29 protein-coding genes are annotated in these 26,462 nt (G+C 68.9%); 8 read left to right on the top strand and 21 right to left on the bottom strand.

What is annotated here, in order from left to right:
• The first annotated feature begins 61 nt into the window (after nt 1-61).
• From MOM01_RS05020 to MOM01_RS05005, 4 genes are read left to right on the top strand one after another with little or no spacing between them, the layout of a single operon-like run.
• Nucleotides 62-937 carry a metal ABC transporter substrate-binding protein gene (locus tag MOM01_RS05020; RefSeq protein ID WP_241384634.1) on the top strand — a complete coding sequence of 292 codons (876 nt, stop codon included), beginning with the start codon at nt 62-64 and terminating at the stop codon, nt 935-937.
• On the top strand, nt 934-1,719 hold the full coding sequence (locus MOM01_RS05015; RefSeq protein ID WP_241384287.1) for a metal ABC transporter ATP-binding protein: 786 nt from the start codon (nt 934-936) through the stop codon (nt 1,717-1,719). Before MOM01_RS05020 ends, MOM01_RS05015 begins: the two co-directional genes overlap by 4 nt.
• Nucleotides 1,716-2,618 (top strand): metal ABC transporter permease, encoded by a 903-nt coding sequence (locus tag MOM01_RS05010; protein ID WP_241384286.1) that lies wholly within the window; start codon nt 1,716-1,718, stop codon nt 2,616-2,618. The genes MOM01_RS05015 and MOM01_RS05010 overlap by 4 nt, the downstream gene beginning before the upstream one ends.
• A gap of 9 nt (nt 2,619-2,627) precedes the next feature.
• Entirely contained in the window at nt 2,628-3,320 is a 693-nt protein-coding gene (locus tag MOM01_RS05005) for a metal-dependent transcriptional regulator (RefSeq protein ID WP_308196963.1), read from the top strand.
• A gap of 16 nt (nt 3,321-3,336) precedes the next feature.
• On the opposite strand, the gene truB is transcribed toward MOM01_RS05005, so the two are convergent.
• The 11 genes from truB to rimP form a co-directional block, all read right to left on the bottom strand.
• Nucleotides 3,337-4,266 (bottom strand): tRNA pseudouridine(55) synthase TruB, encoded by a 930-nt coding sequence (gene truB, locus MOM01_RS05000; protein ID WP_241384285.1) that lies wholly within the window; start codon nt 4,264-4,266, stop codon nt 3,337-3,339.
• Nucleotides 4,266-4,928, bottom strand: coding sequence for a 4'-phosphopantetheinyl transferase Npt (npt, locus tag MOM01_RS04995; RefSeq protein ID WP_241384632.1), 663 nt, complete (start codon nt 4,926-4,928; stop codon nt 4,266-4,268). Before npt ends, truB begins: the two co-directional genes overlap by 1 nt.
• 41 nt (nt 4,929-4,969) lie before the next feature.
• Nucleotides 4,970-5,908, bottom strand: a complete 939-nt coding sequence (locus MOM01_RS04990; RefSeq protein WP_241384284.1) for a metallophosphoesterase family protein — start codon at nt 5,906-5,908, stop codon at nt 4,970-4,972.
• Between the two features lie 5 nt (nt 5,909-5,913).
• Entirely contained in the window at nt 5,914-7,245 is a 1,332-nt protein-coding gene (locus MOM01_RS04985) for an MATE family efflux transporter (RefSeq protein WP_241384631.1), read from the bottom strand.
• Between the two features lie 59 nt (nt 7,246-7,304).
• Nucleotides 7,305-8,318, bottom strand: a complete 1,014-nt coding sequence (locus tag MOM01_RS04980; protein WP_241384283.1) for a DHH family phosphoesterase — start codon at nt 8,316-8,318, stop codon at nt 7,305-7,307.
• The gene (rbfA, locus tag MOM01_RS04975) at nt 8,287-8,745 is read right to left on the bottom strand and encodes a 30S ribosome-binding factor RbfA (protein WP_241384282.1); all 459 of its coding nucleotides are present in this window, start codon (nt 8,743-8,745) and stop codon (nt 8,287-8,289) included. The genes MOM01_RS04980 and rbfA overlap by 32 nt, the downstream gene beginning before the upstream one ends.
• A gap of 52 nt (nt 8,746-8,797) precedes the next feature.
• The gene (locus MOM01_RS04970) at nt 8,798-9,088 is read right to left on the bottom strand and encodes a DUF503 domain-containing protein (RefSeq protein WP_241384281.1); all 291 of its coding nucleotides are present in this window, start codon (nt 9,086-9,088) and stop codon (nt 8,798-8,800) included.
• A 114-nt stretch (nt 9,089-9,202) separates the two neighbouring features.
• Nucleotides 9,203-12,094, bottom strand: a complete 2,892-nt coding sequence (gene infB / locus MOM01_RS04965; protein ID WP_241384280.1) for a translation initiation factor IF-2 — start codon at nt 12,092-12,094, stop codon at nt 9,203-9,205.
• A 206-nt stretch (nt 12,095-12,300) separates the two neighbouring features.
• Nucleotides 12,301-12,609, bottom strand: a complete 309-nt coding sequence (locus MOM01_RS04960) for a YlxR family protein (RefSeq protein WP_241384279.1) — start codon at nt 12,607-12,609, stop codon at nt 12,301-12,303.
• Between the two features lie 44 nt (nt 12,610-12,653).
• A complete protein-coding gene (nusA, locus tag MOM01_RS04955; protein ID WP_241384278.1) occupies nt 12,654-13,682 on the bottom strand; it encodes a transcription termination factor NusA in 1,029 nt (342 codons plus the stop codon).
• The gene (rimP, locus tag MOM01_RS04950) at nt 13,679-14,275 is read right to left on the bottom strand and encodes a ribosome maturation factor RimP (RefSeq protein ID WP_241384277.1); all 597 of its coding nucleotides are present in this window, start codon (nt 14,273-14,275) and stop codon (nt 13,679-13,681) included. The genes nusA and rimP overlap by 4 nt, the downstream gene beginning before the upstream one ends.
• Nucleotides 14,276-14,425: 150 nt before the next feature.
• Here rimP and MOM01_RS04945 point away from each other — a divergent pair, with 150 nt between their 5' ends.
• Both MOM01_RS04945 and MOM01_RS04940 read left to right on the top strand, forming a co-directional pair.
• Nucleotides 14,426-14,923 (top strand): hypothetical protein, encoded by a 498-nt coding sequence (locus MOM01_RS04945; protein WP_374112258.1) that lies wholly within the window; start codon nt 14,426-14,428, stop codon nt 14,921-14,923.
• A complete protein-coding gene (locus tag MOM01_RS04940; RefSeq protein WP_241384276.1) occupies nt 14,920-15,363 on the top strand; it encodes a ferritin-like domain-containing protein in 444 nt (147 codons plus the stop codon). The genes MOM01_RS04945 and MOM01_RS04940 overlap by 4 nt, the downstream gene beginning before the upstream one ends.
• 15 nt (nt 15,364-15,378) lie before the next feature.
• On the opposite strand, the gene MOM01_RS04935 is transcribed toward MOM01_RS04940, so the two are convergent.
• Entirely contained in the window at nt 15,379-16,356 is a 978-nt protein-coding gene (locus MOM01_RS04935; protein ID WP_241384275.1) for a DUF5692 family protein, read from the bottom strand.
• 127 nt (nt 16,357-16,483) lie between these two features.
• On the opposite strand from MOM01_RS04935, the gene MOM01_RS04930 reads away from it, so the two are divergent.
• Entirely contained in the window at nt 16,484-17,095 is a 612-nt protein-coding gene (locus MOM01_RS04930; protein ID WP_241384274.1) for a TetR-like C-terminal domain-containing protein, read from the top strand.
• A 93-nt stretch (nt 17,096-17,188) separates the two neighbouring features.
• Here the strand turns inward: MOM01_RS04930 and MOM01_RS04925 are convergent, their stop codons facing one another.
• The 8 genes from MOM01_RS04925 to MOM01_RS04890 all read right to left on the bottom strand — a co-directional run bounded on the left by MOM01_RS04925 (nt 17,189) and on the right by MOM01_RS04890 (nt 24,458).
• Nucleotides 17,189-17,842, bottom strand: a complete 654-nt coding sequence (locus MOM01_RS04925; protein ID WP_241384273.1) for an O-methyltransferase — start codon at nt 17,840-17,842, stop codon at nt 17,189-17,191.
• Between the two features lie 25 nt (nt 17,843-17,867).
• Nucleotides 17,868-18,359, bottom strand: a complete 492-nt coding sequence (locus MOM01_RS04920) for a hypothetical protein (RefSeq protein WP_241384272.1) — start codon at nt 18,357-18,359, stop codon at nt 17,868-17,870.
• A gap of 7 nt (nt 18,360-18,366) precedes the next feature.
• Nucleotides 18,367-19,005 carry a hypothetical protein gene (locus MOM01_RS04915; protein WP_241384271.1) on the bottom strand — a complete coding sequence of 213 codons (639 nt, stop codon included), beginning with the start codon at nt 19,003-19,005 and terminating at the stop codon, nt 18,367-18,369.
• Complete coding sequence (locus MOM01_RS04910; RefSeq protein WP_241384270.1) at nt 19,002-19,619, bottom strand: hypothetical protein; 618 nt, start codon at nt 19,617-19,619, stop codon at nt 19,002-19,004. The genes MOM01_RS04915 and MOM01_RS04910 overlap by 4 nt, the downstream gene beginning before the upstream one ends.
• Nucleotides 19,616-20,371 (bottom strand): ABC transporter ATP-binding protein, encoded by a 756-nt coding sequence (locus tag MOM01_RS04905; RefSeq protein WP_059381205.1) that lies wholly within the window; start codon nt 20,369-20,371, stop codon nt 19,616-19,618. The genes MOM01_RS04910 and MOM01_RS04905 overlap by 4 nt, the downstream gene beginning before the upstream one ends.
• Nucleotides 20,364-21,458 carry a FecCD family ABC transporter permease gene (locus tag MOM01_RS04900; protein WP_241384269.1) on the bottom strand — a complete coding sequence of 365 codons (1,095 nt, stop codon included), beginning with the start codon at nt 21,456-21,458 and terminating at the stop codon, nt 20,364-20,366. Before MOM01_RS04900 ends, MOM01_RS04905 begins: the two co-directional genes overlap by 8 nt.
• Entirely contained in the window at nt 21,439-22,584 is a 1,146-nt protein-coding gene (locus MOM01_RS04895) for an ABC transporter substrate-binding protein (protein ID WP_241384268.1), read from the bottom strand. Before MOM01_RS04895 ends, MOM01_RS04900 begins: the two co-directional genes overlap by 20 nt.
• Before the next feature lie 140 nt (nt 22,585-22,724).
• Complete coding sequence (locus tag MOM01_RS04890; RefSeq protein WP_241384267.1) at nt 22,725-24,458, bottom strand: proline--tRNA ligase; 1,734 nt, start codon at nt 24,456-24,458, stop codon at nt 22,725-22,727.
• A 75-nt stretch (nt 24,459-24,533) separates the two neighbouring features.
• Here MOM01_RS04890 and yaaA point away from each other — a divergent pair, with 75 nt between their 5' ends.
• The gene (gene yaaA, locus MOM01_RS04885) at nt 24,534-25,277 is read left to right on the top strand and encodes a peroxide stress protein YaaA (RefSeq protein WP_241384266.1); all 744 of its coding nucleotides are present in this window, start codon (nt 24,534-24,536) and stop codon (nt 25,275-25,277) included.
• A gap of 6 nt (nt 25,278-25,283) precedes the next feature.
• Here yaaA and MOM01_RS04880 read toward each other — a convergent pair whose 3' ends face one another.
• Entirely contained in the window at nt 25,284-26,384 is a 1,101-nt protein-coding gene (locus MOM01_RS04880) for an FUSC family protein (protein WP_241384265.1), read from the bottom strand.
• Nucleotides 26,385-26,462 lie beyond the last annotated feature (78 nt).

The raw sequence follows: 26,462 nt of genomic DNA, 5'->3' as shown, positions 1-26,462 counted from the left end.
TTTGCCGAGAGCCTGCAGAACCCCGTCCGCACGCCTGAGCGCGACCCGCGCCGTCGCCGTGATGGCGGCCACGGCCTGCGCCGCAGCGCTCGCCGGATGTTCGACCTCCGACGCAGCGGACGAACGCCCCCTCGTCCTGACCACGTTCACGGTGCTCGCCGACATGACCCGGAACATCGGCGGTGAACATGTTCGGGTCGAATCCATCACCAAGCCCGGGGCCGAGGTCCACGGCTACGAACCCACCCCGGGCGACCTGAGGTTCGCCGCGGATGCCGACCTGATCCTCGACAACGGTCTCGGTCTCGAACGCTGGTTCGAGCAGTTCGTCGCGGACGTGGACGCCGAACACGTCGTCGTGAGCGAAGGCGTGGAACCCCTGCCGATCGGCGAGGGCGCTGCCACCGGCCCGTACAACCCCCACGCCTGGATGTCCCCGCTCGCCGCCCGCACCTACGTCGACAACATCGCTGCGGCGCTCACCGACCTCGCGCCCGAGCACTCCGAGGACTTCGCCGCCGAGGCCGAGGCGTACAAGACCGAACTCGACGGGCTCCACACCGAGCTCGTCACGTCCCTCGAGGGTGTCCCCGAGAATCGGCGCGCACTCGTGACCTGCGAGGGTGCGTTCAGCTATCTCGCCCGCGATGCCGGACTCCAGGAGGCCTATCTGTGGCCGGTGAACTCCGACCAGCAGGGCACTCCCCAGCAGATCGCCCGTACCGTCGATTTCGTCCGTACCAACGAGGTCCCGGCAGTGTTCTGCGAGTCGACCGTCTCCGACAAGGCACAGCGTCAGGTCGCCGCGGACACCGGCGCGGAGTTCGGCGGTGTCCTCTACGTCGACTCCCTCTCCGAGGCCGACGGTCCCGTCCCCACCTACCTCGACCTGCTGCGGCACGACATCGACGTCATCACCACAGGGCTCGGATCATGACCTCGGCACCTGCCGATCCGGCACTCGTCGTCGACGACGTGACGGTGCGCTACGACACCGTCGTGGCCCTGCAGAACGTCACCTTGAGGCTCCGGCCCGGCCGCGTCTGCGGACTGGTGGGAACGAACGGTTCGGGCAAGTCGACGCTGTTCAAGACGATCATGGGACTGGTCAAGCCCACCTCCGGGCAGGTCACCATCTGCGGGACGAACCCCGCCGTGGCACGTCGCCGCACCCAGGTCGCCTACGTGCCCCAGGCCGAGGCGGTCGACTGGAACTTCCCGATCGGCGTGCGTGAGGTGGTCATGACCGGCCGCTACGGTCACCAGGGTTTCCTGCGTCGCCCTCGCCCGGCCGACCACGAGGCCGTCGACGCCGCCCTCGAGCGGGTGGGCATGACCGCGCTCGCCGGACGGCAGATCGGGCAGCTCTCCGGTGGCCAGCGCAAGCGTGTCTTCGTGGCGAGGGCCATCGCACAGGGCTCGCCGGTGTTGCTGCTCGACGAGCCGTTCGCCGGAGTCGACGCGACCACCGAGCACGCGTTGACGGGGCTGATCCGCGAACTCGCGGCGGGCGGTCATGCGATCCTGGTCGCCACTCACGATCTGGCCGGTCTCGCTCGACTGTGCGACGAAGCGGTACTGCTGCAACGGCAGGTGCTCGTCCACGGAGCACCCGACGAGATCCTGCGCCCCGAGAATCTCGCGCGCGCGTTCGGCGCTCCACCACCCGTGAACAGCGTGCAGACCGAGTCGTACGCACAGGAGAGGGCACGCCGATGATCGACCTCCTGATCGAACCGCTGCAGTACGGGTTCATGCAGCGCGCCCTGCTCGTCGCCGTGGCGGCGACGCTGGTGTGCGCCCTGCTCAGCTGCTGGCTCGTCCTCATCGGCTGGTCGCTCATGGGCGACGCGGTCTCGCACGCCGTGCTGCCCGGCGTCGTACTCGCCTATCTGGTGGGAGCGCCCTTCGCCGTGGGAGCGCTCGCCTTCGCCGGGATCGCGGTGGCACTGATCTGGCTCGTACGCGGAACGAGCAGGGTGAAGGAGGACGCCACCATCGGCATCGTCTTCACGACGCTGTTCGCCCTGGGCGTGGTGCTGATCTCGAAGAATCCCAGTCAGATCGACCTGCACCACGTGCTGTTCGGCAATCTGCTCGGCCTGGCCACCGGCGACGTCTGGCAGGTCTCGATCCTCGCAGCGGTCGTCCTGGTCGTCCTCGTGGCCAAACGCCGCGATCTGACGCTCTTCGCGTTCGACCGCGTGCAGGCCCACGCGCTGGGCCTGTCGCCTGCCGCCCTGTCGGCACTGCTGCTGTCGCTGCTGGCCGTGACGATCGTCAGCGCGCTGCAGGCGGTGGGCGTGATCCTGGTCGTCGCGATGCTCATCATCCCCGGCGCGACCGCCTACCTGCTCACCGATCGCATGGCACGGATGCTCGTGATCGCGCCGGTCCTCGCGGTGACCGCCTCCGTGGTCGGTGTCTACACCAGTTACTACACCGATGCCGCCACCGGCGGTGTGGTGGTGCTCGCCCAAGCGGTGGTCTTCACCCTCGCGTACCTGTTCGCGCCACGCCAGGGCGTCGTCACACGTCTGGTCGTGCGCCGCAGGGCCCGCCGGGACGGAAAGACGGGAACCGGCGCGCGAGGTGATTCCCGGGTGACGGTTACCTAAGCTGGACGCGTGCCTGAGAGGAACGAGACCACCGCGACCGAGATGCTGTCCTCGGTAGCGCAGGACTATCTCAAGATCATGTGGACGGTCCAGGAGTGGTCCGGAGAGAAGATCTCCACCAAGTTGCTGGCCGAGAAGCTGGGGGTATCGGCCTCCACCGTCTCCGAGGCGGTGCGCCGGCTCGCAGACCAGGGACTCGTCGACCACGCCCGCTACGGCGCGATCTCCCTCACCGAGGAGGGCCGTCACGCCGCGGTGGCGATGGTCCGCCGTCACCGGCTGATAGAGACGTTCCTCGTGCGCGAGCTCGGCTACGGGTGGGACGAGGTGCACGACGAGGCCGAGATCCTCGAACACGCGGTCTCCGAACGGATGGTCGCCGCGATCGACGCCAAACTCGGCTATCCCGAGCGCGACCCGCACGGCGATCCGATTCCGTCACCGGACGGCCGTATCCCGGCACCGCCGGCGCGTCCGCTCAGCGCCTTCGACGCCGGAGAGCGAGGACACGTGGCCCGGATCTCCGACTCGGACCCGGCGATGCTGCGTTACTTCGACGAGGTGGGGATCTCGCTCGACACCGACATCGTCGTCGTCGAACGCCGCGATTTCGCAGGCACCGTCTCGATCCGCGTGGGCGGCGACGGCGGGAGCACCGTGGATCTGGGTACTCCCGCCGCCGACGCCATCTGGATGGTCTGAACCGGCCGGAGCGGACTCACATGTTCGCGGGACGCACCACGAACACGGCCGAGGCGCGGGCGCCCTTCTCCTGCAGCAGGGCGGCGGCCCGGCCACGGGAGTCGACGGCGGCGTAGACGCCGCGCAGTCCGACTGGCTCGAGCCACCGGCCGTGCGCGAGCAGACCGACCTCCTCGTCGCTGACGGTGCGGCACTCGAAGGCCGTGCGCACGGCGGCGTCGATGCCGAGGCTCGGTGTCGGATCCTCCGCGAGCTGTTCGAGCGTACGGGCGTGTTCGAGACCGAAGGGGCCCACCTTCGTGCGCCGCAGGGAGGTCAGATGCCCGCCCACGTCCAGTGCGGCACCGAGATCCCGCGCCAGCGCGCGGATGTACGTGCCGGACGAGCAGTCCACCTCGACGTCGAGGTCCACGAAACCGCCCTCGGGTACGTCCCGGCGCGCACGGACATCGAACCGCGAGACCGTCACCGGCCGCGCTTTCAACTCGACCGTCTCACCTTCGCGCATACGGGCGTAGGCGCGCTTACCGTCGATCTTGATCGCGCTGACACTCGCGGGTACCTGCTCGATGTCGCCGGTCAGTGCGGCGACGGCGAGGGCGATCTGCTCGTCGGTCAGGTGCGTGGCGTCGGTCGTCGCGGTGGTCTCCCCTTCCGCGTCGTCCGTGACGGTGCTCTGCCCGAGGCGCACGGTCGCGGTGTACGACTTGGTCGTCAGCGCCAGGAGACCGAGCAACTTGGTGGCGCGTTCGACACCGAGGACGAGCACACCCGTCGCCATCGGATCGAGGGTGCCCGCGTGTCCCACCTTTCGGGTACCGAGCAGGCGACGACAGCGGGCCACCACGTCGTGACTGGTCATCCCGGCGGGCTTGTCGACGACGAGCAGTCCTGCGCGGGCGAGGGCCGGGTGCTCGGCCGGGATCGGCTGTGCGGTGTCGTCCATCAGCGCACCGTGACGGCGGTGAGGACGAGCCCGTCGGTGACGAGCCATCGCCCGTCGAAAGCCGTCAGGGGTGGGCCGTCGAGAGTGTCGCCGGGAACCAGCAGGCGTGAACGGAAGGTGCCGGTCGTCGCCTCGGACGTCGTATCGCGCTCGAAGGTGATGTGGGCGTCCTCGAATCCCAGCCAGCGTTGTGTGAGCGGGAACCAGGCCTTGTAGGTGGCCTCCTTCGCGCAGAACAGCAAGCGGTCCCAGTGCAGGTCGTCGCCGGCCGAGGCGAGCCAGTCCCGTTCGGCGTCCAGACTCACCGCAGGGAGCACGCCCTCGGGCAGAACGTCGTGAGGTTCGGCGTCGATGCCCAGGGAGCGCACCTGCAAGGAGTAACCCAGCACGGCACCGCGGTAGCCGTCGCAGTGGGTGAGGCTGCCCACGAGGCCGCGCGGCCAGACCGGATCGCCCTTCTCTCCCCGCAGCACGGGTCCGGGCTCGACCCCGAGCGTCCGCATCGCCTGTCGGGCACAGTGGCGGGCCCCCGCGAACTCGCGGCGCCGTTTGTCCACCGCACGCGCCACGAGCGGTTCCTCCTGGGGATGAGGTCGCAGCCCCGGCGGATCCTCGAACAGCTCGGCGGCAGCGACGCCCTCGGGAACGATGCGCGCGATCAGCGCCTCGCGCGTGTCCGTCGGCCGGCCGGTGTCCGGTTCGGTCACCGCAACTCCTTCTCTCGTTGAGCCCGCATCTTCTCGGCCTCTGCTTCCATCTCGGGGGTGACGGTGAAGTGTCCACCCCACTTGTTCAGGCTGCCCGGCGGGTAGTCCGGCACGGGCAGGATCTGCCGCAGCGGCTGTGGGGGCAGCCCACGGCGTTGCCATTCGCGCGGGTAACCGACCGAGACCTCCTCGAACCGCACCCCGTCGTAGTAGGTGGTCCGGGGAATGTGCAGGTGGCCGTACACGCTGCACAGTGCCCGGTAGCGCAGGTGCCAGTCGGCCGTCTCGGTGGTGCCGCACCACAACGCGAACTCGGGATAGAACAGCATCCGGGTCGGTTCGCGCACCAGCGGGAAGTGGTTGATCAGCACGGTCGGCAGGGCCGGATCCAGCGCGTCGAGCCGCGCGCGGGTCTGCTCCACACGCACCCGGCACCAGGTGTCGCGGGTGATGTAGGGGTCCGGTTTCAGCAGGAACTCGTCCGTGGCGACGACGTTGCGCTCACGTGCGAGGGCGAGCCCGTCCGCCTTCGTCGTGGTCCCCTCCGGCAGGAACGAATAGTCGTAGAGGAGGAACATCGGGACGAGCACCACCGGTCCGCCCTCGCCCTCCCAGACGGGATACGGGTCCTCCGGGGTCAGGACGTCGAGTTCTCGGCACATCGTCACGAGATAGTCGTAACGCGCCACGCCGAACATCTGCACCGGATCCTTGGCGGTCGTCCACAGTTCGTGGTTGCCGGGCACCCAGACGACCTTCGCGAACCGGCTCCGCAGGAGCGACAGAGCCCACCGGATGTCGTCCGTCTTCTCCGATACGTCACCCGCGACGATCAGCCAGTCGTCGGGTGACTCCGGGTACAGATCCTCGGTGACCGGACGATTGCCCCGATGGCCCACATGGATGTCGCTGATCGCCCACAGCTTCGCTGCCACCGGCACTAACCTCCCGACTCGTCGTGCGCGCGCACCTGCCGGTCCGCGCCCGTCACCGCCCACCGTCCGGACGACGTTCGCCATACGACGGCGATCATCCGGAACACGATGAACACCGTAAGCCCCGTCCAGATACCCGCCAGTCCCCAGTCGTACGCGAGGGACAACCAGATGAGGGGCAGGAAGCCGAACAGCGCCGAAACCAGTGTCGCCGTACGTAGGAAGGCGGCGTCACCGGCCCCGAGCAGCACCCCGTCGAGTGCGAACACGATTCCTGCGAGCGGCATGATCGCGACGAAGAACCACCATGCGACGTCGATCTGCCCGAGCACCGCCGTGTCGCTGGTGAACAGGCCCGGGATCACGTCCTTGCCGAGGAGGAAGACCACCGCGAGCGCACCGGCGAAGACCGCCGACCACCCGCACACCCGCCACGCGAGCCGCGAGGCCCCCCGCCGGTCGGCCGCTCCGAGGGCGGCACCGACGAGCGCCTGTGCCGCGATCGCCAGCGAATCCAGCGTCAGCGTCACGAAGTTCCACAGCTGCAGCACCACCTGGTGGCCGGCCACCGCCGCCGCACCGAACCGCGACGCCACGGCCGCCGCCGACAGGAAGCAGGCCTGGAACGCGAGGCTGCGGGCGATCAGATCCCGTCCGAGACGCAACTGTGCGCCGATGACCGCCGGACGTGGGCGCAGCGGTACACCGGAACGCATCAGCGCGCGGACGAACAGCACCGCCGAGACGAACTGACCGATCACGTTGGCGACGGCCGAACCGACGAGTTCCCAGCGAGGAGCGCCCAGCAGGCCGTGGACGAGTACGGGGCACAGCACCGCGGACAGGGCGAGACCGGTGACGACATAACGCAACGGACGAATCGTGTCCTGGATGCCGCGCATCCAGCCGTTGCCGGCGAGTCCGACGAGGATGAGAGGCGCCCCGAACAAGGCGACCCGTAGCCACGACACGGCAGCCTCGGCGATGTCCTCGTCACCCGCGAGCAGACGCGCGACCGGCCAGGCAGCGAGTTGGCCGGCCAGCAGGATCACGAGCCCGACACCCAGTGCGAGCCAGGTCGCCTGCACTCCTTCACCGACCGCGTCGTCGTGCCGGTCCGCTCCGTGGAAACGCGCCGCGCGCGCGGTGGTCCCGTACGACAGGAAGGTCAGCTGGGTGCTCACCTGTGCGAGGATCAGCCCCCCGATCGCGAGACCGGCCAGGGGCAGCGCACCGAGGCGGCCGACCACCGCGATGTCGAAGAGAAGGTAGAGGGGCTCGGCGGCGAGGACCCCCAGGGCCGGTACCGCGAGCCCGAGGATCCGCCGCCCCGAGATCGTCGAGGCGGCGGGCTCACCGGCCGAAGGCTTCGAGGCGGGGGGCCCGCCGGGCACCGTCAACCGAGCGCGCCGCGGAGTGCGGCCACGATCCGATCGGTGTCACCGTGCGCGGTGTACCCCGCTGCGAGGCGGTGTCCTCCGCCGCCGAGGGCCGTGGCGACGGCCGAGACGTCCACGGACGTCTTCGCGCGCAGCGAGACGGTCCACTCCTCCGGGGCGACCTCCTTGAACACCGCAGCGACCTCGGCTTCGGCGGTGGTCCGCACGATGTCGATCACGCTCTCGACCTCCTCGGGACCGAGATGCGCGGCGTCGGCTCGCCGGACGAACGCGTAGACCAGTCCCCTGCCCTGCGCGGCGTCACCGTCGAGCGTGGCGGAGGCGAGCACCGACGACAGCATCGGCAACCAGCCGAAGGGATGCGTGTCGAGCAGGGTCCGGGTGATCGACGTGCCGTCGATCCCCGTGGCGAGCAGACGCGCGGCGAGGCCGTGGGCCTCGGGGCGTCCCCATCGGAACGAACCGGTGTCGGTCACGAGTCCTGCGTAGAGGCAGTGCGCCAGCTCGGCGTCGATCTCGACGCCCCACACGTCGAACAGATTCGCGAGCACCACCGCGGTGGCCTCGGACTCCGGATCGATCAGGTTGTCGGTCCCGAATCGGGTGTTGGACAGGTGGTGATCGATCACCAGACTGCGCGGAGCGGTCTCGACGCGGTCGCGCAGGACCCCGAGGCGTCCCGCGGTCCCGCAGTCGACGGTGACCACGAGGTCGGCGTCGCGGCGCACCTGCGCGACCGGTGTGACGAGATGCCCGCCGGGCAGCGACCGCATCGACGCCGGTACATCCGCGGGCGTCCCGAAGGCGACCTGCACGGCGACACCGCGGCGTTCGAGGGCGAGGCCGAGCGCCAGCCCGCTGCCGAGCGTGTCGGCATCGGGATTGACGTGGCACAGCACCGTCACAGTGGACGCCGCGTCCAGCAGAGCGACGGCACCGTGCAGGTCCACGGAGCCGCCCGGGAGAGGCAACGGTCCGCTATTCGTGGTCGTCACCGGCATCGCGTTCATGGGGCTCCTTGTAGGGATCGGCATCACCGGCCGGGAGGGCACCCTCACGGGCGCGGGCGACCTCGTCGTCGGCGGCGCGGGCGCGCGCGAGGAGTTCCTCCATGTGCCGCGCTGTGTCGGGCACCGTGTCCGTCACGAAGGTCAACGTCGGGGTGAAGCGCACACCCGTGCCGGCACCGACCTTGGAGCGGAGCACTCCCTTGGCCTTCTCCAGCCCGGCAGCCGCGGCGGCGTAATCGGGTTCGGTGTTCAGATCCGCTCCGCGGACGGTGTAGTACACGGTCGCATCGTGCAGATCCGCGGTGACCTTCGCATCGGTGATCGTCACGAACTCGAGCCGTGGATCCTTGATCTCGAAGTCGATCGCGGTAGCCACGATCGTGGCGATGCGCTTCGCGAGGCGGCGAGCCCGTGCTGGATCGGCCATGTCGTTCGTTCCCTTCTGTGGCCGCCCGAAAGCGGCCTGTCGTGCGGCCGGATCAGTCCTCCGGCCCGAACAGCCTGCGCCTGACGGACAGCAGGTCGAGTTCGGGTCGCTCGGCGACCAGCCGCTCACACTTGTCCAGTATCTCCCCGACGTGCGCGAGATCGGGAGCGACGACGGCCACTCCGATCCGCGCCCGGCGGTACAGATCGTGTTCCCCGGTTTCGGCGACGGACACCCCGAGCCGGCGCAATTCTGCGATCACCGGGCGGATCGCCGATCGTTTCTGCTTGAGCGAATGCACGTCACCCAACAGCAGGTCGAGTTCGAGTGCTCCCAGGTACATCCGTTCCTCCCGTCGACGGCCCTCCGGTCGGCCGTATCCCCGGCCGAGCCGGACAGCCCGACACACCCGTGGCGGCGAACGACGAATCGTTCACCGCCACGGACGTGGGTGGATCTAGTCGCGCGGCTTCTCGCGCAACTCGTACGCCTCGATGACGTCGCCCACCTTGATGTCGGAGTAGGTGACCGTCATACCGCACTCGAAGCCCTCGCGGACCTCGGTGACGTCGTCCTTCTCGCGACGCAGCGACGAGATGGTGACCGTCTCGGCGACGACGTTGTTGTCGCGGATGAGGCGGGCCTTCGCGTTGCGCCTGACGATGCCGGACTGCACGAGGCAACCCGCGATGTTGCCGATCTTCGACGACTTGAAGATCGCGCGGATCTCGGCGCGGCCGAGCTCGACCTCCTCGTAGATCGGCTTGAGCATGCCCTTGAGGGCCTTCTCCACCTCGTCGATCGCCTGGTAGATGACCGAGTAGTAGCGGATGTCGACACCCTCGCGGTTCGCGAGCTCGGTGGCCTTGCCCTCGGCGCGGACGTTGAAGCCGATGATCACGGCGTTCGACGCGGCAGCGAGGTTGACGTTGGTCTCGGTGACACCACCGACACCGCGGTCGATGACCCGCAGGCGCACCTCGTCGTCGACCTCGATTCCCATGAGGGCCTCTTCGAGGGCCTCGACGGTACCCGAGTTGTCGCCCTTGAGGATGAGGTTGAGCTCGTTGTGCTCCTTGAGCGCGGCATCGAGGTCTTCGAGGCTGATGCGCTTGCGGCTGCGAGCAGCGAGTGCGTTGCGCTTGCGCGCATTGCGCCGATCCGCGATCTGACGCGCGATGCGGTCCTCTTCCACCACGACCAGGTTGTCACCGGCGCCGGGCACCGAGGTGAAACCGACGACCTGAACCGGACGGGACGGGAGTGCCTCGAGAACGTCCTCGCCGTGCTCGTCGATCATGCGGCGCACGCGGCCGTAGGCATCGCCGGCGACGATCGAGTCGCCGACCCGCAGGGTGCCGCGCTGGATGAGCACGGTGGCCACCGGACCACGACCGCGGTCGAGGTGCGCCTCGATGGCGACGCCCTGCGCCTCCATGTCGGGATTGGCGCGCAGGTCGAGCGCTGCGTCGGCGGTGAGCAACACCGCTTCGAGCAGTTCTTCGATGTGCAGGTTCTGCTTCGCGGAGATGTCGACGAACATCGTCTCGCCGCCGTACTCCTCGGCGACCAGCCCGTACTCGGTGAGCTGCTGACGGATCTTCTGAGGGTTCGCACCCTCCTTGTCGATCTTGTTCACCGCGACCACGATCGGCACGTCCGCCGCCTGGGCGTGGTTGATCGCCTCCACCGTCTGCGGCATCACACCGTCGTCGGCGGCGACCACGAGGATCGCGATGTCCGTCGACTTGGCACCACGCGCACGCATGGCGGTGAACGCCTCGTGACCCGGGGTGTCGATGAAGGTGATCAGGCGATCTTCACCGTTGAGGTGCGTCATCACCTGGTACGCACCGATGTGCTGGGTGATACCACCGGCCTCGCCCTCGCCGACGTTCGCCTTGCGGATCGTGTCGAGCAGGCGGGTCTTGCCGTGGTCGACGTGACCCATGACGGTGACGACCGGCGGGCGCTGCTGGAGGTCTTCCTCCGTGCCCTCGTCCTCGCCGTACTGGATGTCGAACGACTCGAGCAGCTCACGGTCCTCGTCCTCGGGCGAGACGACCTGGACGACGTAGTTCATCTCCGAGCCGAGCAGCTCGAGGATGTCGTCGTTCACCGACTGAGTGGCCGTGACCATCTCACCGAGGTTGAACAGCGCCTGGACCAGGGCCGACGGGTTGGCGTCGATCTTCTCGGCGAAGTCCGACAGCGACGCGCCGCGAGCGAGACGGATGGTCTCGCCGTTGCCACGCGGCAACCGCACGCCGCCGACCGACGGCGCCTGCATCGAATCGTATTCCTGCCGCTTCTGCCGCTTCGACTTGCGGCCACGACGGGGAGCACCACCGGGACGACCGAAGGCACCGGCCGCGCCACCGCGACCGCGGCCACCGCCGCCACCACCGGGGCGTCCCCGGAAACCACCGGGAGCGCCTGCACCTGCAGGTGCGCCGCCACCGCCACCGGCGCCGGCACCGCCGCGGTAGCCACCGCCACCGCCGCCGGGACGACCGCCGGGAGCACCGCCGGGGCGACCGGGGCGACCGGATGCGGCCGGACGCGCTGCGCGCTGCGGCATCGCGCCGGGGTTCGGACGCGGGGGCATCGAGCCCGGGGACGGGCGGGGGCCGCCCTGTCCGGGAGCGGGACGCGGACCACCGGCACCCGGAGTCGGCCGCGGACCGGCCTGTCCGGGAGCGGGACGCGGACCACCGGGACCTGCAGCGGGACGTCCCTGTCCGGGCGTGGGCCGGGGGCCGGCCTGGCCGGGAGCGGGACGCGGGCCGCCGGGGCCGGGACGCGGAGCGCCCGGACGCGGGGCAGGACGCTCGGCCGGAGCCGAGGAGTACGGGTTGTTACCGACGCGCGGGGTCTTCGGGCCCGGACGCGGCCCTGCAGGCTTGGGGCCGGGCTTGGCCGCAGGGGCCTGCGGAGCCGGGGCGGGAGCCTGAGCAGCCGGAGCCTGCGGAGCCGCCTCGGCAGCGGGAGCCTGCGGCGCCGGGGCCGCGGGCTTCTCGGGTGCCGGAGCCGGCTTGGGAGCGGCCGGCTTCGGCGCGCCCGGCTTCGGGCGTGCAGCATCGGCCGCGGGCGCCGGGCTCGCGGGGGTGGGCCGGGGACCCGGCCGGGGAGCACCGGGCTTCGGTGCGGGGGTGGGTGCAGCCTTCGCGGCTGCTCCGTCGGCCTCGGCCTTACCGAACGATTCGCGCAGGCGACGCGCGACCGGCGGCTCGACTGTCGAGGACGCGGATTTGACGAACTCGCCCTGTTCCTTCAGGCGTGCGAGTAGTTCCTTGCTGGTGACACCGAGTTCTTTCGCCAACTCGTGTACGCGGGCCTTGCCTGCCACTGCTCTCCTCACTGATGAGGTCGAGCGGCCGACTGCCCGCACGACCTCGGGTTATCTCCGATGGACGTTCATCGCTGGTGCTTCACGGTGTGCTCATGAGTGTTCGTGCCTGTTCTTCTCAGAGTGCGATGTCACTGTTGGTGTTCCTCGTCGTCGCTCCCACAAACGTGACGTCCGGTCTCGCGACCGGCCCGGTACGTCCGTGATCACTGTTCCGTGGACCCGACCAGCTGATCCAGCGCCGTGGTGTCCGGTTGCCCGGCCACTCGAAGCGCCCTGCCGAATGCTCGGCGCCGAACCGCCAGGCTCAGGCATTCCGGAGTGGGATGCAACCACGCACCTCGTCCGGGAAGCCTGCGTCGGGGATCGGGAACCACGGCGAAACCGGATGGTTCCTGTTCGCTCGCCACGACCCTCAGCAGTTCGGCAGCCAGCACTCGCTGCCGACATCCGACGCAGGTGCGTACCGCAGAGGTACGTTCCCCGCCGTTCGAAGACAGGTCATGCTGAACCATCGACCACTGTACCGCTGTTTTGCCCGGAAACCTGCATCCCACTCCTACGAGCCTGTCGAGCCGCGACGGGAGTCCCCGTCCTCGGCCTGTGCGGCATCGCTGCGGATGTCGATCCGCCATCCCGTCAGCCGGGCCGCGAGCCGGGCGTTCTGCCCTTCCTTGCCGATGGCGAGGGAGAGCTGGAAGTCCGGCACGACCACTCGTGCGGCCCGCGCGTCGGCGTCCACGACCGTGACGGACACCACCTTCGACGGCGACAGTGCGTTGCCCACGAACTTCGCAGGGTCCTCGTCGTAGTCGATGATGTCGATCTTCTCTTCGCCGAGTTCACGCATCACGTTGCGCACGCGCTGCCCCATCGGGCCGATACACGCGCCCTTCGCGTTGAGACCCGGGACGGTGGAGTGCACGGCGATCTTCGAGCGGTGTCCCGCCTCGCGTGCGACCGCGACGATCTCCACCGACTCGTCGGCGATCTCCGGCACCTCGAGTGCGAACAGCTTCCGCACCAGATTGGGATGGGTCCGCGACAGCGTGATCTGCGGTCCGCGCTGTCCGCGGGAGACTCCGACGACGTAACACTTGATGCGGTCGCCGTGTTCGTAGGTCTCCCCCGGCACCTGCTCGGCCGGCGGGATCAGACCTTCGGCGTTGTTGGTCTCGCCGCCGATCTTCACCACGACCATGCCGCGTGCGTTGGCGCGCGAGTCGCGCTGGACGACACCGCTGACGATCTCGCCCTCGTGCGTCGCGAACTCGCCGAAGCGCTGCTCGTGCTCGGCGTCGCGGATGCGCTGCATGATGACCTGGCGTGCCGTGGTCGCAGCGATGCGCCCGAAATCCTCGGGGGTGTCGTCCCACTCGGCGATCAGGTTGCCGTCTGCGTCGCGTTCCTCGGCGAGCACCTGGATCGCACCGGTCTTGGTGTCGACGACGACCCGCGCGTGCGGCTGATGGCCGTCGACGTGCCGGTATGCCGTGAGCAGGGCCGTCTCGAGCGTTGCGATGAGTTCGTCGAACGGAATGTTCTTCTCGGCCTCGAGCATGCGCAGAGCGGCGATTTCGATATTCACTTGTCCACCTTCGTTTCGTTCCTGTCGTCATCGTCGTCGCTGCCGGCCTCGTCGGGCTCGTCCGCGAGTTCCCCGGCCGCGACCCGGCCGTCCGGAACACCACCCGCGAGCTCGAGTTCCCGCGCAGGCGGCGGGGAGAACTCCACTTCCACCACCGCTCGCTGCACCTCGGCGAGCGGCACCGAGCGCACCACCGGGCCCGAGCGATCCGGCAGTACCAGCCGGATCGTGTCGCCCACGAGTTCACCGATCCGTGCGACGAGCGTCTCGTCGGCCAGTTCCACCTTCGCCTTGCGCCCCTGCGCCCGTCGCCAGTGCCGGGCCTCCGTCAGCGGACGTCCGATACCGGGGCTGGTGACCTCGAGAACGTAGGGCGCCTCCCCGAAGTCCGGAGCGGCGTCGAAGGCCTCCGAGACGATCCGGCTCAGACGAGCCGCCTCGTCGAGACCGAGACCTGCATCGCTGTCGACGAGCAAGCGCACCGTACTGTGTTTTCCGGCGGCCGTGACCGCCACGTCCTCGAGGTCGTATCCCTCTCTGACGAGCAGATCGGAGACGAGCTCGACGATCCTCTCCGGGGGCGGCACAGGCATGGCGGGAAGGCTCCTCGTTCAGTTGTGGTCGCAGCGGACAGCGGGCCGGAACGGAAACGTACCGGCAGAGAACAAGCCTAACCCGCCTTTCGGGCTGCCGTGACCAGCCCGGCGTCCTTCCCCCGACGGTGGGGCTGGCACGATGGTCCGGTGCCGATGTCACTCGAGCGTCCCGCAGTATCCCGCCGAACCCTCCTGCGATGGTCCTCGATCGCGGTAGGCGGGCTCGGACTCGCGACCACCACGGCGTGCGGAGTCTCCGACGACGACGCCGACCGACCCGACCCGCTGGAGTCGCAGATCACACGCGCGCGGACCGATGCCGCGATCGCCACCACGCTGATCGCACGTGATCCGGGACTCGCCGGCGCCCTGGGGACGATCGCCTCGGAGCGCACGGCCCATGCCGACGCGCTCGAAGCCGAGGTGGCCCGCATGCAGGGGGCGACCACGAGTTTCACACCGTCGTCGACGACCACCGTCACCCCGACGGGTGACGCTGCCGGCCTCGAACAACTCCGTGAGCGACTGACCCGGTCACAGCGCGAGGCCGCGGATCTCGCACGCACCCTCTCGGGCTACCGTGCGGGCCTCCTCGCCTCGATCAGCGCCTCCTGCGCCGTGCAGACGGAGGTGCTGCTGCCGTGAGCTCACCCGAACTCGGCTCCGAACAGCAGGCCCTCGTCGAGGCCGTGCAGGCGGAACACGCCGCGATCTTCGGCTACGGCGTGGTCGCGGCCTTCGCCGATCCCGCTCGCGCGGAGGTTGTGGCGGAAGACACCGCAGCGCATCGGGCGCGACGTGATGCCACGGCCGAGGCGTTGCGCGCCGCGAGCGTCGATCCGCCGGTCGCGGCACCCGGCTACACGATTCCGTTCCCCGTGACCGACCCCGCGTCCGCCGCGCAGCTGGCCGAACAGATCGAGAGCGACACGGCCGTCGCGTGGCGCTCGGTGGTGGAACGGGCGCGCAGCGAATCCACGCGGACCGACGCCGTCGGCGCGCTCACCGAGGCCGCGGTGCGGGCGGCGCGCTGGCGTGCGAGCCGCGGCGTCGTACCGTCGGTGGCCTTCCCCGGTCAACCCTGACCGGACACACGGTGGTCAGACCGTGACCGCTCGGGTCGCCTCCCGGGGCGCCGGCAGAGCTTCCGCCGACTCGTCGGGAAGGTTCGCCTCGCGCACCTCGCGGTACTGGCGCAGGTGGGTGTACAGCTCGTCGCGCAGCGGGTTGCGGCGCCGCTGGACGATGGTGAACACCTGGTACGCCGCGACAGCGATGTTGGCTGCGAGCGACAGGGCCGACACGACGAACAGCGCGGTCGGGTTGTGCGACGAGTCGACGGCGAACGGCGACGAGGTCACGAACGTCGGGACCGCCATCGTGAACATCATCCACAGGGCGAGAGTGTGGGCACGGTGCTGCAGCCAGGCGCCCTTCTTGATGAAGAAGGCGGGGATTGTGCAGGAGATGAGCAGGGCCGCACCGGCATAGAAGGCGTGGTCACCGACGCAGTTGTAGACGTAGGCGAAGTTCCACAGGTCGTACGCGATGATCCAGAACCACATCATGTCGGGCCAGATCATGTCCTTGGACCGGTCGCGCGAGACGATGATGCCCGCCCAGCCGCAGATGGTGACCAGGTTGAGAATCCCGGCGATGCCGTTCATGTAGTTCCACGGGCCTCCGACCATGAAGACGCCGTCGTGCATGCCCTGCATGCCCGCCACCTCGAAGTCACGAACGACCGCCTCGCCGATGTTGATCGCGAGAATCAGCGCGGGGAACATCAGCATCCAGCGGTTCCTCGCCAGACGCGGGACGTACCGGATGAGCATGAAGCCCAGGCACCCGACGAGTGCCGAGTACACCTTCACCCAGTGGAACCAGGTGCCCGTGGACGATCCGGCTCCGGCCGTCGTCGGCCACACGAACAGGGTGAGGACGAGAGGCAGTGCCACGAAGAAGGCGAGCCCGGCCCACTTCCAGCGGCGTGTCACCTCGTTGAGGGCGATGAGGGCGACGAGGACGACGCACCACATCACCCAGGCATACCAAGGGATGGATTCGAACAAGAACATCGGAACTCCTCTGTCGCGGCCCGCGGGCATGCGTGCCGTCCTGTTCTCACGGTATAAATCCCAGCTCAGAGCGTCACTGGACATTCGAAGCGAGGTGTCAAGAGGAGCTCGGGCGGTACCGTGAGGCATGGCCGGCGACAGCGCCGATGCGCAGCGGCGTACGGGTGCACGCGCCGCCCTGGCGGCCGCGCTCGAGAAGCGGTTGCGGACCCAACCGCTGGACAAGGTGACGGTGACCGAGCTGACGCGGGACTGCGGACTGACCCGCCAGGCGTTCTACTACCACTTCCCCGACGTTCGGCACCTCGCGATCTGGGTGTTCGAGACCGAGGTCGCCGAGCAGGTCCTCGCGGTCGCATCCGAGGTGAGCTGGGCCGACGGCCTGGTCCGGCTGCTGTTGTACATGCGTGACAACCGCTCGGCGACCCTCGGGGTGCTCGACGGCCTGGGCAGATCCGGGCTCGAGCGCTTCCTGTTCAGGCAGATGCGGCCCGTCACCGAGGCCGTCGTGGACCAGGACGGCGGCGGACCGGCGCGCCCGCAGGACCGCGAGCTGGTGGTCGACTTCTACACCTCGGCGGTGCTCGCCGTGGTGCTGCGGTGGGTCGCGAACGGCATGGTCGAGCACCCCTACCGCGTGGTCGGCGATCTCGAGATCATGCTGCACGGCGCCGTGCGGGAGTCCGTCCGCCGGCTCGACGCACGTGCCGCGCCGCCGCGGCGAGGTCGGCGCGGGTGACGGGCACGACTCTCCCGGAACGACGACATCCCCGCCCCGCCGCGGGGGACGGGAGCGGGGACGTCGGGAGGGGACGCGACTCGGGTGCGGCTGTCACTCGACGACGAGCGCCAATGCGAAGCCGTCCCAGCCCTTGACGCCGACGGTCTGCAACGCCGTGGCGTCGAGGCGCGGCTCGGCCGCCAGCACGGCGATCAGTTCCCTCGAGGCGCGGGCGTTCGGGTCGTCCGCGTCCGGGTCGCTGATCGCACCGGCACGAACCACGTTGTCGACGACGATCACCGTCCCCGCACGCGACAATCGCAGCGCCTCACGTACGTAGTTGCTGTTGTTCTCCTTGTCGGCGTCGATGAACACCAGGTCGAAGGGTCCTTCGAGTGCCGGCAGAGTGTCGAGTGCCGTACCCACGCGGATGTCGACGCGGTCTCCGACGCCGGCACGGTCGAGATTGGCGCGGGCCACCTCGGCGTGCCGGGGCTCGTATTCGAGGGTCGTGACGTATCCCGACTCTCCCACCGCCCGCGCCAGCCAGATGGTGGAGTATCCGCCGAGCGTCCCGATCTCGAGCACCCGGCGGGCGCCTCGGATCCGGGCCAGCAGGTGAAGGAATTTGCCCTGGACCGGTGCCACGTCGATAGGGCGGAGCCCGGCCTCCGCGTTCGCCTCGAGTGCCGCCGACAGCGCAGGGTCGTCGCCGACGAGACGATCTGCGAGGTAGTCGTCGGTCGCGTTCCAGTTCTCGGTCATGCGGCTCATTGTGTCCCGGGGCGGGTCACTCCACCACTTCGTACGCGGCGCCCACCTCACGGGCGAGCAGGCGATCGGTCATCTCCTGCTTCAGCACGGTGAGCCGTGCGTTCTCGGCGTCGGTGCGGCCGGGCTTGGCTCCGAGCGCGATGAACTCGTCGGTGACGAGCCCGTCGTCGCGGATCTGCAGGGTCACACTGCGCTCGCGCCAGGTGAACTGCCAGACGTAGCGGGCGAGGGTGGCGCCGCGTTCGGTCGCGGCCAGTTCCGGATCGACGACATACCGCCCGTCGGTGACGGCACGCAGCACCATCTCCACGGCGTCGCGTCCGCCGGGACCGGGGAAAGCGGTGCGCACCCGAACTTCCCGGCGCTCGACGTCGCCGAGGATCGAGAAGGCGTGCCGCATCACGGTGAAGCCGTGAGCCACTCCCCCGGGAAACTCGGGACCGTGATATTTCATCAGGTCGGCGAAGGTGAATTCGATCGGTTGCCCCGACTCGTAGACGGTGAGCACGCGCGTCCTATCCTCTCGTGGCCCAGTGCAGGGCCGAGTACAGCAATTGGGTGGCACCGGGCATGAAGCCCGAACCGTGGTGGTAGACCGGATCCATCGTGGTCACCAGCAGGCGGCCGCGATGGTTGGTCTCGTCGACGAACAGGATCGAACCGTCCCGTTCTCCGTCGGGGGTGTGCAGATCCGCCAGACTCACTGCGCCGGGCGGGGGCTCGAGCACCCCGTGGTAGTGCCAGATCACCGAGCGGTCGGAGAAGAACCCCCAGGCCGGATGATCCGGTGCCTGCAGTCGCACCCGGTGGTCCTCACCGGTGCGCCACCACCAGAAGATGGTCGGCCGCGGCTGTTCGGGCACTCCCAGCCAGTCCTGGACGTGGTTCTCACCGAAGACGACGACCGTCGCGCCTCGTTCCAGGGCATCCTTCACCGCCGCTGCCCATCCGGACAACAGGTCCGGCCGCAACCGGTCGGCGACGACCACGACATCGGAGCCTGCGATGTCCTCGGGTACGCCGGTGCGGGCGTGCACCGCGCGCATCCGGTAGGGCGCGAGGGCGGGGTCGGCCAGTGTCGCCAGGTGACTGTGGCTGCCGCCGTGCAGGAAGGCGACCGCCGGCGCCGGGTTCGTTCGGGTCGCTCGGCTCATCGGCCCTCCAGCCAGTCGAGGATCTGCGTACGAAGATGCGCGGTGCCCCGGTGCTCACCGGCGAACTGCAGCAGGTCGTTGCCGCCGTGCACGAGGACCCGTCCCCGGCCGAGCCGGTACTCGTAGTCGATCGGCGCGTGGGTACGTCCGAGGGTGTGCACCACCTGTGCGCCGTCGGGCATGTCGAGATAGCATCCGCGGCCGTAGAAACCGGCCACGCCGATGCGTTCGAGTTCCTCGAAGGGCACCGGCTCCCGGCGACCGCTGTTGTACAGCAAGGCCTTCGGATCGATCCCGGCCCAGACCGGATGCTCGTTCACCCGGCTCAAGGCGAGATCCGAGGGGTTGCGGAATTCGAGCTTGCGCCACCGTGTGAGGCCGGTGAGAAAGATCCGCTGGACGTGACCGTTGATCAGAACTCTGCCGCCTCGTGCGACGAACGCGTCGAGCACGTCGCGGTTGTCGAACAGATATTCCTGATCGACGTCGCCGGTGAAGTAGATTCCGGTGACCTCGGGCCCACACGCGGACGGCAGGTCGTAGACGTCGATCTCACGGAAGCCGTCGACCAGCGCACCGTCGCGCGGCGCCATCACCGCTTTCAGGACGCTCATGCAATCCCCCTTCCGAAATCCGGAACCGTCAACCGCCGGAGTGCACTCGGTGTCGCGACGTCGGCGGTGACGATCGGCACGCCGTACATCTCACTGAGCAACTCGTCGCCGAGCAGCTCCCGGGTGGCACCGACCCGCTGGTCGTCAGCGGAGACCATGAGCATCGAACGCTCGGCGATGTGCAGGGCGTGATCGGGATGATGGGTCGTCATGACCACGGCCATCCCGTCGTCGGCCAGGCCGCGCAGAACCGTGAGCACACGTGCCTGGTTCCGCAGGTCGAGGGCGGAGGCCGGCTCGTCGAGCACGATCGTGTCGCAGCCGGACACCAGGGCCCGGGCGATGAGGACGAGCTGCCGTTCGCCCCCGCTCAGACCGCCGTAATCGCGAGTGGCCAGATGCAGGATGCCGACGCGGCCGAGTGCGTCCAGAGCGGCGTCACGGTCGGCATTCGTGGGGCTGCTGTAGATGCGCACCTTGCGGGCGCGTCCCATGAGCACGATGTCGAGCACGGTGAACGAGAACGCCACCGCATGACTCTGCGGCACGTATCCGATGGTGCCCGAGGACGTGACGGTCCCGGTGACCGGTGTGAGCAGGCCGGACAGGCACTTGAGCATCGTCGTCTTGCCGCGCGCGTTCGGCCCGAGCACAGCGAGAACCTCACCGGCGCACGCGGTGACCGTGACGTCCTCGAAGATCCACGGCCCCTTGGCCGAGTACCGGAACGAGATGGATTTCGCGTCAAGCATCGCTACCCCACAGTCGGGTTCGGTTGCGGATCAGCAGGGCGACGAAGAATGGCGCACCGATGATCGCGGTGAGGATGCCGATGGGGATCTCGGCGGTGCTGAGCACCCGCGACAGGGTGTCGATGGCGGTGAGATAGGCGGCGCCGAGCAACGCGCTGACGGGCAGCACCATCCGGTTGTCGGTGCCGATCATCATGCGTACCAGGTGCGGCACGACCAGGCCCACCCATCCGATGACACCCGAGACCGCCACCGCAGCGGCGGTGATCATCGCGACGCAGCCGAGCAGCAGCAGCCGCAGGCGTTGCGGGCGCAGACCGAGAGCGACGGCGTCCTCGTCTCCCATCGACAGGATGTTCAGGCGCCAGCGCAGCGCGAGTACCACGAGGGCGGGCAGAAGGATCGGCACCGCGGCGATCGCGAGTTTCCCGTAGCTGGCGGTGGCGAGAGATCCCATGAGCCAGAAGACGATCGACGGCAGTTCACTGTAGGGATCGGCGATATAGGTGATGAACGAGACCATCGCCTGGAACATCGCGCCCACGACGGTCCCGCCGAGGATGATCATGAGCAGTGGTGCTCCCGGGACGGCCCGCGCGATCGCGAGGACCAGAAGCAGAGCGATCACCCCGCCGACGAAAGCGCCTCCGACGAGGGTGATTCCGCCGAGCCCGACGAGCAGCACCAGCACGCCTCCGAAGGAGGCACCGGAGGACACTCCCAGGATCTGCGCGCTCGCGAGGGGGTTGCGGAAGACCCCCTGCATCACGGCGCCGGTGAGCGCCAGTCCGGCACCGATCAGGATGGACAGCAGCACGCGAGGCAGACGGACGTCGAGGACGACCGTGCTCTCCTGCTGCGTCCAGGTCTCGCGGAGCGGAAGGATCTGGCCTGCGAGCAGTCGGACGATCTCGTTCGGGGGAACGAAATAGCGTCCCACCGCGAGGGCGACGAGGGCGACCACCACGAGCAGCGCGGTGAAGCCCGCGATGATCAGCGGATTACGGCCCCACTTCACCGGCCGGGGCGCCGGGATCGGCGCCCCGGGGGCAGAGGGGGCTGCCGAGTCAACGTGCGAACTGGTCATAGCTCGCGGCGTCCCGGTTCAGGTCGAAGCGCAGCACCTGGTCGATCTCGTCCTCGGAGATCTCGTAGGCGAACAGGTCGTCGAAGGCCGCGCGGATGTCGTCGCGGAACTCACCGGTCTGCTCCTGCGGGTAGAGGATGCGGAACATCCACTCCCACATCAGGGGCGACTCGGCGCTCGGGACCTGCCAGCGGTAACCGCCGAGCGGGGTCTTGTAGACGCGGCCGTTCTGCACCGCGCTCACACCGGCGAGTCGCGGGTCGGCGTAGATGTCGGCCGGGGTGCTCTGGTCGAAGCCGCTGAGCATGATGACCTCGGGGTCCCAGGCGAGGATCTGCTCGGGGCTGACCTGGCCGGAATCCGAGACGAACCCTTCGGTGACGAGATCGGCCCCGACGAGGTCGAACTGGAAACCGTCGTATCCGGTGGCGCTCGTCGTGCTGTATGCGTCGCCGTTGCGCGAGAGGATCATCGCGCGCGGTCGCGGGGCGTCCTGTCCGGCGACCTTCTCGCGCATCTCCTCGATCTCGGCGCGCTGCCAGGCGACGAGTTCCTCACCACGCTCGGGCTTGCCTGCGATCTGCGCGAACAGCGTGATCCACGCTTCCAGGTCCTCCTGCGTGCCGTATTCGAGTCCGACCACGGGGAAACCGGCGGACTCGATGGGTTCGACGACGTCGGGACCACGATCGCCCCACTGGACGACGACGTCGGGGTCGAGTTCGAGCAGCGTCTCGACGTTGGGCACGAAGTCGCTTCCGGCCACGGTGGTCGACTCGGCCGACGCCGGGAACATGGTGGCGAACATGCCGCCCTGGTTCGCGACGAGTGTGGACTGGTTGATGCCGACGATGCGGTCGTAGCTCCGGTCGACCGCCGCGAAGATCGAGGGGGCGGGCATGACAGTGAAGGCCACCTTCTCGGCCGGACCGTCGAGGGTGATCGTCTCGCCTCGCTGGTCGACGATCGTGACGGCGTCACCCGCGGTCGATGCGCCGGCCTCCTGGGTGTCGCGACTCGAGCATCCGGCCGTGAAGGCGAGAGCACCGATGAGTCCCGCGGCGACCCACCGGGACGACGACGCCACGCCCCGCTGCCGCATCTCCCGCCGCACCGTCGATCTCATATCCACCATCCGTTTCTGTCGTGACAGACCACAAGAACGGAATGAGGTTAGCATTACCTATGCGCTGCCGGTATTGCCGCCTTCGCGCAGATGCAGCGGTGCCCCCGCACAGAGAGTGCGAGGGCACCGGCAGACAGGGGTCAGCGGGAGAGGATGCGCTGGACGACCTCCCCGATCGGCACCTCGTCGGCGACACCGGAGAAGCGGTCACGGACCTCGACCGTGCCGTCGGCGAATCCACGGCCGACCACGACGACCAGCGGCATGCCCAGCAGTTCGGAATCCTTGAACTTGACGCCGGGCGACGCCTTACGGTCGTCGAGCAGGACCTCCACCCCCGCGTTGGACAGTTCCTCGGCGAGATTCTCTGCCCCCTCACGCGCCTGCTCGTCCTTGTTCGCGATCACCAGGTGCACGTCGAACGGGGCGATCTCCGCCGGCCACCGCAGGCCCTTCTCGTCGTGCTGCTGCTCGGCGATCACCGCAACGAGGCGGGAGACCCCGACCCCGTAGGAGCCCATCGTGGGGCGCACCGGCTTGCCGTTCTCCCCGAGCACGTCCACGGCGAAGGCATCGGTGTACTTACGGCCGAGCTGGAAGACGTGGCCGATCTCGATACCGCGAGCCGAGACGAGCGGACCCGCCCCGTCCGGCGACGGATCGCCGTCGCGCACCTCGGCGGCCTCGATCGTTCCGTCCGGCGTGAAGTCGCGACCCGCGACCAGACCGAAGACGTGCTTGCCCTGCTCGTCGGCACCGGTGATCCAGCTGGTGCCGTCCACCACCCGCGGATCGACGAGATAACGGACACCGTTGGCGAGCAGCGACTTCGGACCGATGTACCCCTTGACGAGGAACGGGTTCGCCGCGAAATCCGCTTCGGTGAGCAGTTCGACCTCGGCAGGTTCGAGCGACGCCTCGAGGCGCTTGTCGTCGACCTCGCGATCGCCGGGGATACCGATGCCGAGCAGCTCCCACTCACCACCGGGGCGGCGGACCTTCACCATGACGTTCTTGAGGGTCTCGGCCGCGCTCACCTCACGACCGAGGATCGTCGAGGCCGCCGCGACGAGCGTGTCGATCGTCGGGGTGTCCGGGGTGTCGTGTACGACCGCCTCGGGCAGGCCCTCGATCGGCAGCGGTTCGGGAGCGAGGGTCTTCACCGCTTCGACGTTCGCCGCATAACCGGATTCGAGGCATCGCACGTAGGTGTCCTCACCTGCCGGCGAATCGGCGAGGAACTCTTCGGAGGCACTGCCCCCCATCGCGCCGGAGGTGGCCGAGACGATCACGTACTCGACCCCGAGGCGCGTGAAGATGCGTTCGTAGGCGTCACGGTGCGCCCGGTAGGACTCGGCGAGACCTTCGTCGGTGAGGTCGAAGCTGTACGAATCCTTCATCACGAACTCGCGGCCACGCAGGATGCCGGCGCGGGGACGTTCCTCGTCGCGGTATTTCGTCTGGATCTGGTACAGCGTGACGGGGAAGTCCTTGTACGAGTTGTATTCACCCTTGACGGTGAGCGCGAACATCTCCTCGTGGGTGGGCCCGAGAAGGTAATCGCCGCCCTTGCGGTCCTGCAGCCGGAACAGACTGTCGCCGTATTCCGTCCAGCGGTTGGTGGTCTCGTAGGCGTCGCGAGGCAGCAGCGCCGGCAGGACGATCTCCTGCGCACCGATGGAATTCATCTCCTCGCGCACGACCCGCTCGATCTGCCGCAGCACCCGCAGCCCCAGAGGCAACCACGAGTAGACGCCCGGCGCGATGCGTCGCACGTATCCGGCTCGGACGAGCAACTTGTGGCTGGCGACCTCGGCGTCGGCCGGGTCGTCGCGGAGGGTACGGAGGAACAGGTGCGACATGCGGGTGATCACGACCTTGCAGCCTACCGTGGCCGTCACCGGCGGTGACGGCGGCGCCCGGTGACCGGGTCGGTACGGTTACCGGTTGTGCTGGTACTTCTCCCCCCTTCCGAGACCAAGTCCGACGGCGGCGAGGGTGGTCCGCTGGATCTCGCCGACCTGTCGATGCCGCAACTGACGGAGACCCGGGAGATGCTCGTGCAGGCCCTCGTCGACCTCGCCGCCGATCCCGAGGAGTCGAGCCGCGCTCTCGGGCTCGGCGCGAAGGGCGCCGACGAGATCGAGCGCAACGCGAAGCTGTGGGTCTCCCCCACCCGCCCGGCGCTCGAACGGTATACCGGCGTCTTGTACGACGCTCTCGACGCCGCGGCCTTCACGAAGGCCCAGCGGGAGAAGGCGACTCGGCGACTCGGGGTCGGCTCGGCGTTGTTCGGCGCGGTCAGGGCGGGCGATCCGATTCCCGCCTATCGCCTGTCCGGCGGCTCGAAGCTGCCCGGCCTCGGCACGCTGAAGTCCGTGTGGCGAGCCGAGCTCACGGAGGCTCTCGTCACGGAAGCCGGCGGGGATCTCGTGGTGGACCTCCGCTCGGGGGTCTATCAGCAACTCGGTCCCGTGCCCGGAGCGATCACTGCCACCGTGCTCACCGAGCAGGCGGACGGCACCCGTAAGGTCGTCAGCCATTTCAACAAGCATCACAAGGGACTGCTCGCCCGGGCACTGGTGCTCACGCGGGCGGATCCGAGCGACATCGATTCCGTCGCCCGGGTCGCCTCGAAGGCGGGATTGCGGGTGGAGGTCACGTCCCCGACCGAGCTTGTGGTGCTGACCTGACCCCGCTCACGCGTCCTCGACCTCCAGTCGCATCGCCGCGACGATTCGCCGGGCGGTGTGCAGGACGGCACCGAGCCGCGCCGTCAGGAGCGTGTCGCTCGACGCGGTCGCGAGCTGCGCGAGATCGGTGAGGTTTCGACGGCACAGCCCCTCGGGGTCAACCTCGTGTCCCTCGCCCACCTCCTCGATCATCCCGGCGAGCGCGTCGAGCATCGAGGCCACCGTCGCTCGCGCCCGGTGCAACTCGGTGTCCGCACCGGGCCCGCGGGGCGGTGACGTGTCGTCGTCGAGGACCGGTCCCAGCGCGTGCGCCAGTTCCTCCACCGCGCTCGACACCGACGACAGGTCGTCGAGCGTCCGGTCCCACCGGCGTGCCCGCTCCCCGGCACGGGCGGCGGCGGGGCGGGGGTTCAACCGCGCACTCTCGTGTGCCCATCGTGATTCGTCGAAGGCGCGCCGGACGAGACTGTCGATGCCGCGGGCGCGCTGCACCCAGCCGTGGTGCCCGTCCGCTGTCCCTTCACGACATCCTGCCGCCATGTCGCGAAGCAGGTCGCGCAGCTCGGCGGTGAGCTCGGCGCCTTCCTTACCGGCGGTGTACACCGGAGGGAAGACCAGCGCTGTCACCGCGACACCGACCGCGGCACCGATCATCGTCTCCACGAGCCGTTCACCCAGCAGGACGGGACTGTCGGTGGTGCCCGTCGCTATCACCAGCAGCGCGGTGATGGCCACCCAGATTCCGCTCGAGCCGAACCGCCGCCAGCGTCCGACGACACAACCCACTGCGACCGCAACTCCGATGGCCGCGGTCGTCGACTCCACCAGACGCGTCACCACCACGGCGACCAGCAGTCCCGCGACGACCGCACCGAGTTGCACGACAGCCTGCTGCATCGAGCGGAGCACCGTGGCCTCGACGAGGAAGACCGCCACGTAGGGGGCGAGGAACGCCTGCTGGAAGTGGAATATCTCGGCCACGAGCAGCCACGCGACGACTGCGGCGAGGGTGCATCGCAGCACCTGCAGCGCGACGTACCGCTCGTGTCCGGCCTCCCGGACGGCCCGTACGATCCACGACCACGCGAACCTGATCCTCTCGCTCATTCCGACCTGCATGACGGTCGGGTACCCGGGATCGCACGCGGCAGCCGTGAGCACGCTCATCCGCCACGGCGACGGCAT

Origin of the sequence: Rhodococcus sp. CH91 (assembly GCF_022554085.1) — a bacterium.
Lineage (GTDB): Bacteria > Actinomycetota > Actinomycetes > Mycobacteriales > Mycobacteriaceae > Rhodococcus.
This window is presented reverse-complemented; position numbering and strand designations above follow the sequence as displayed.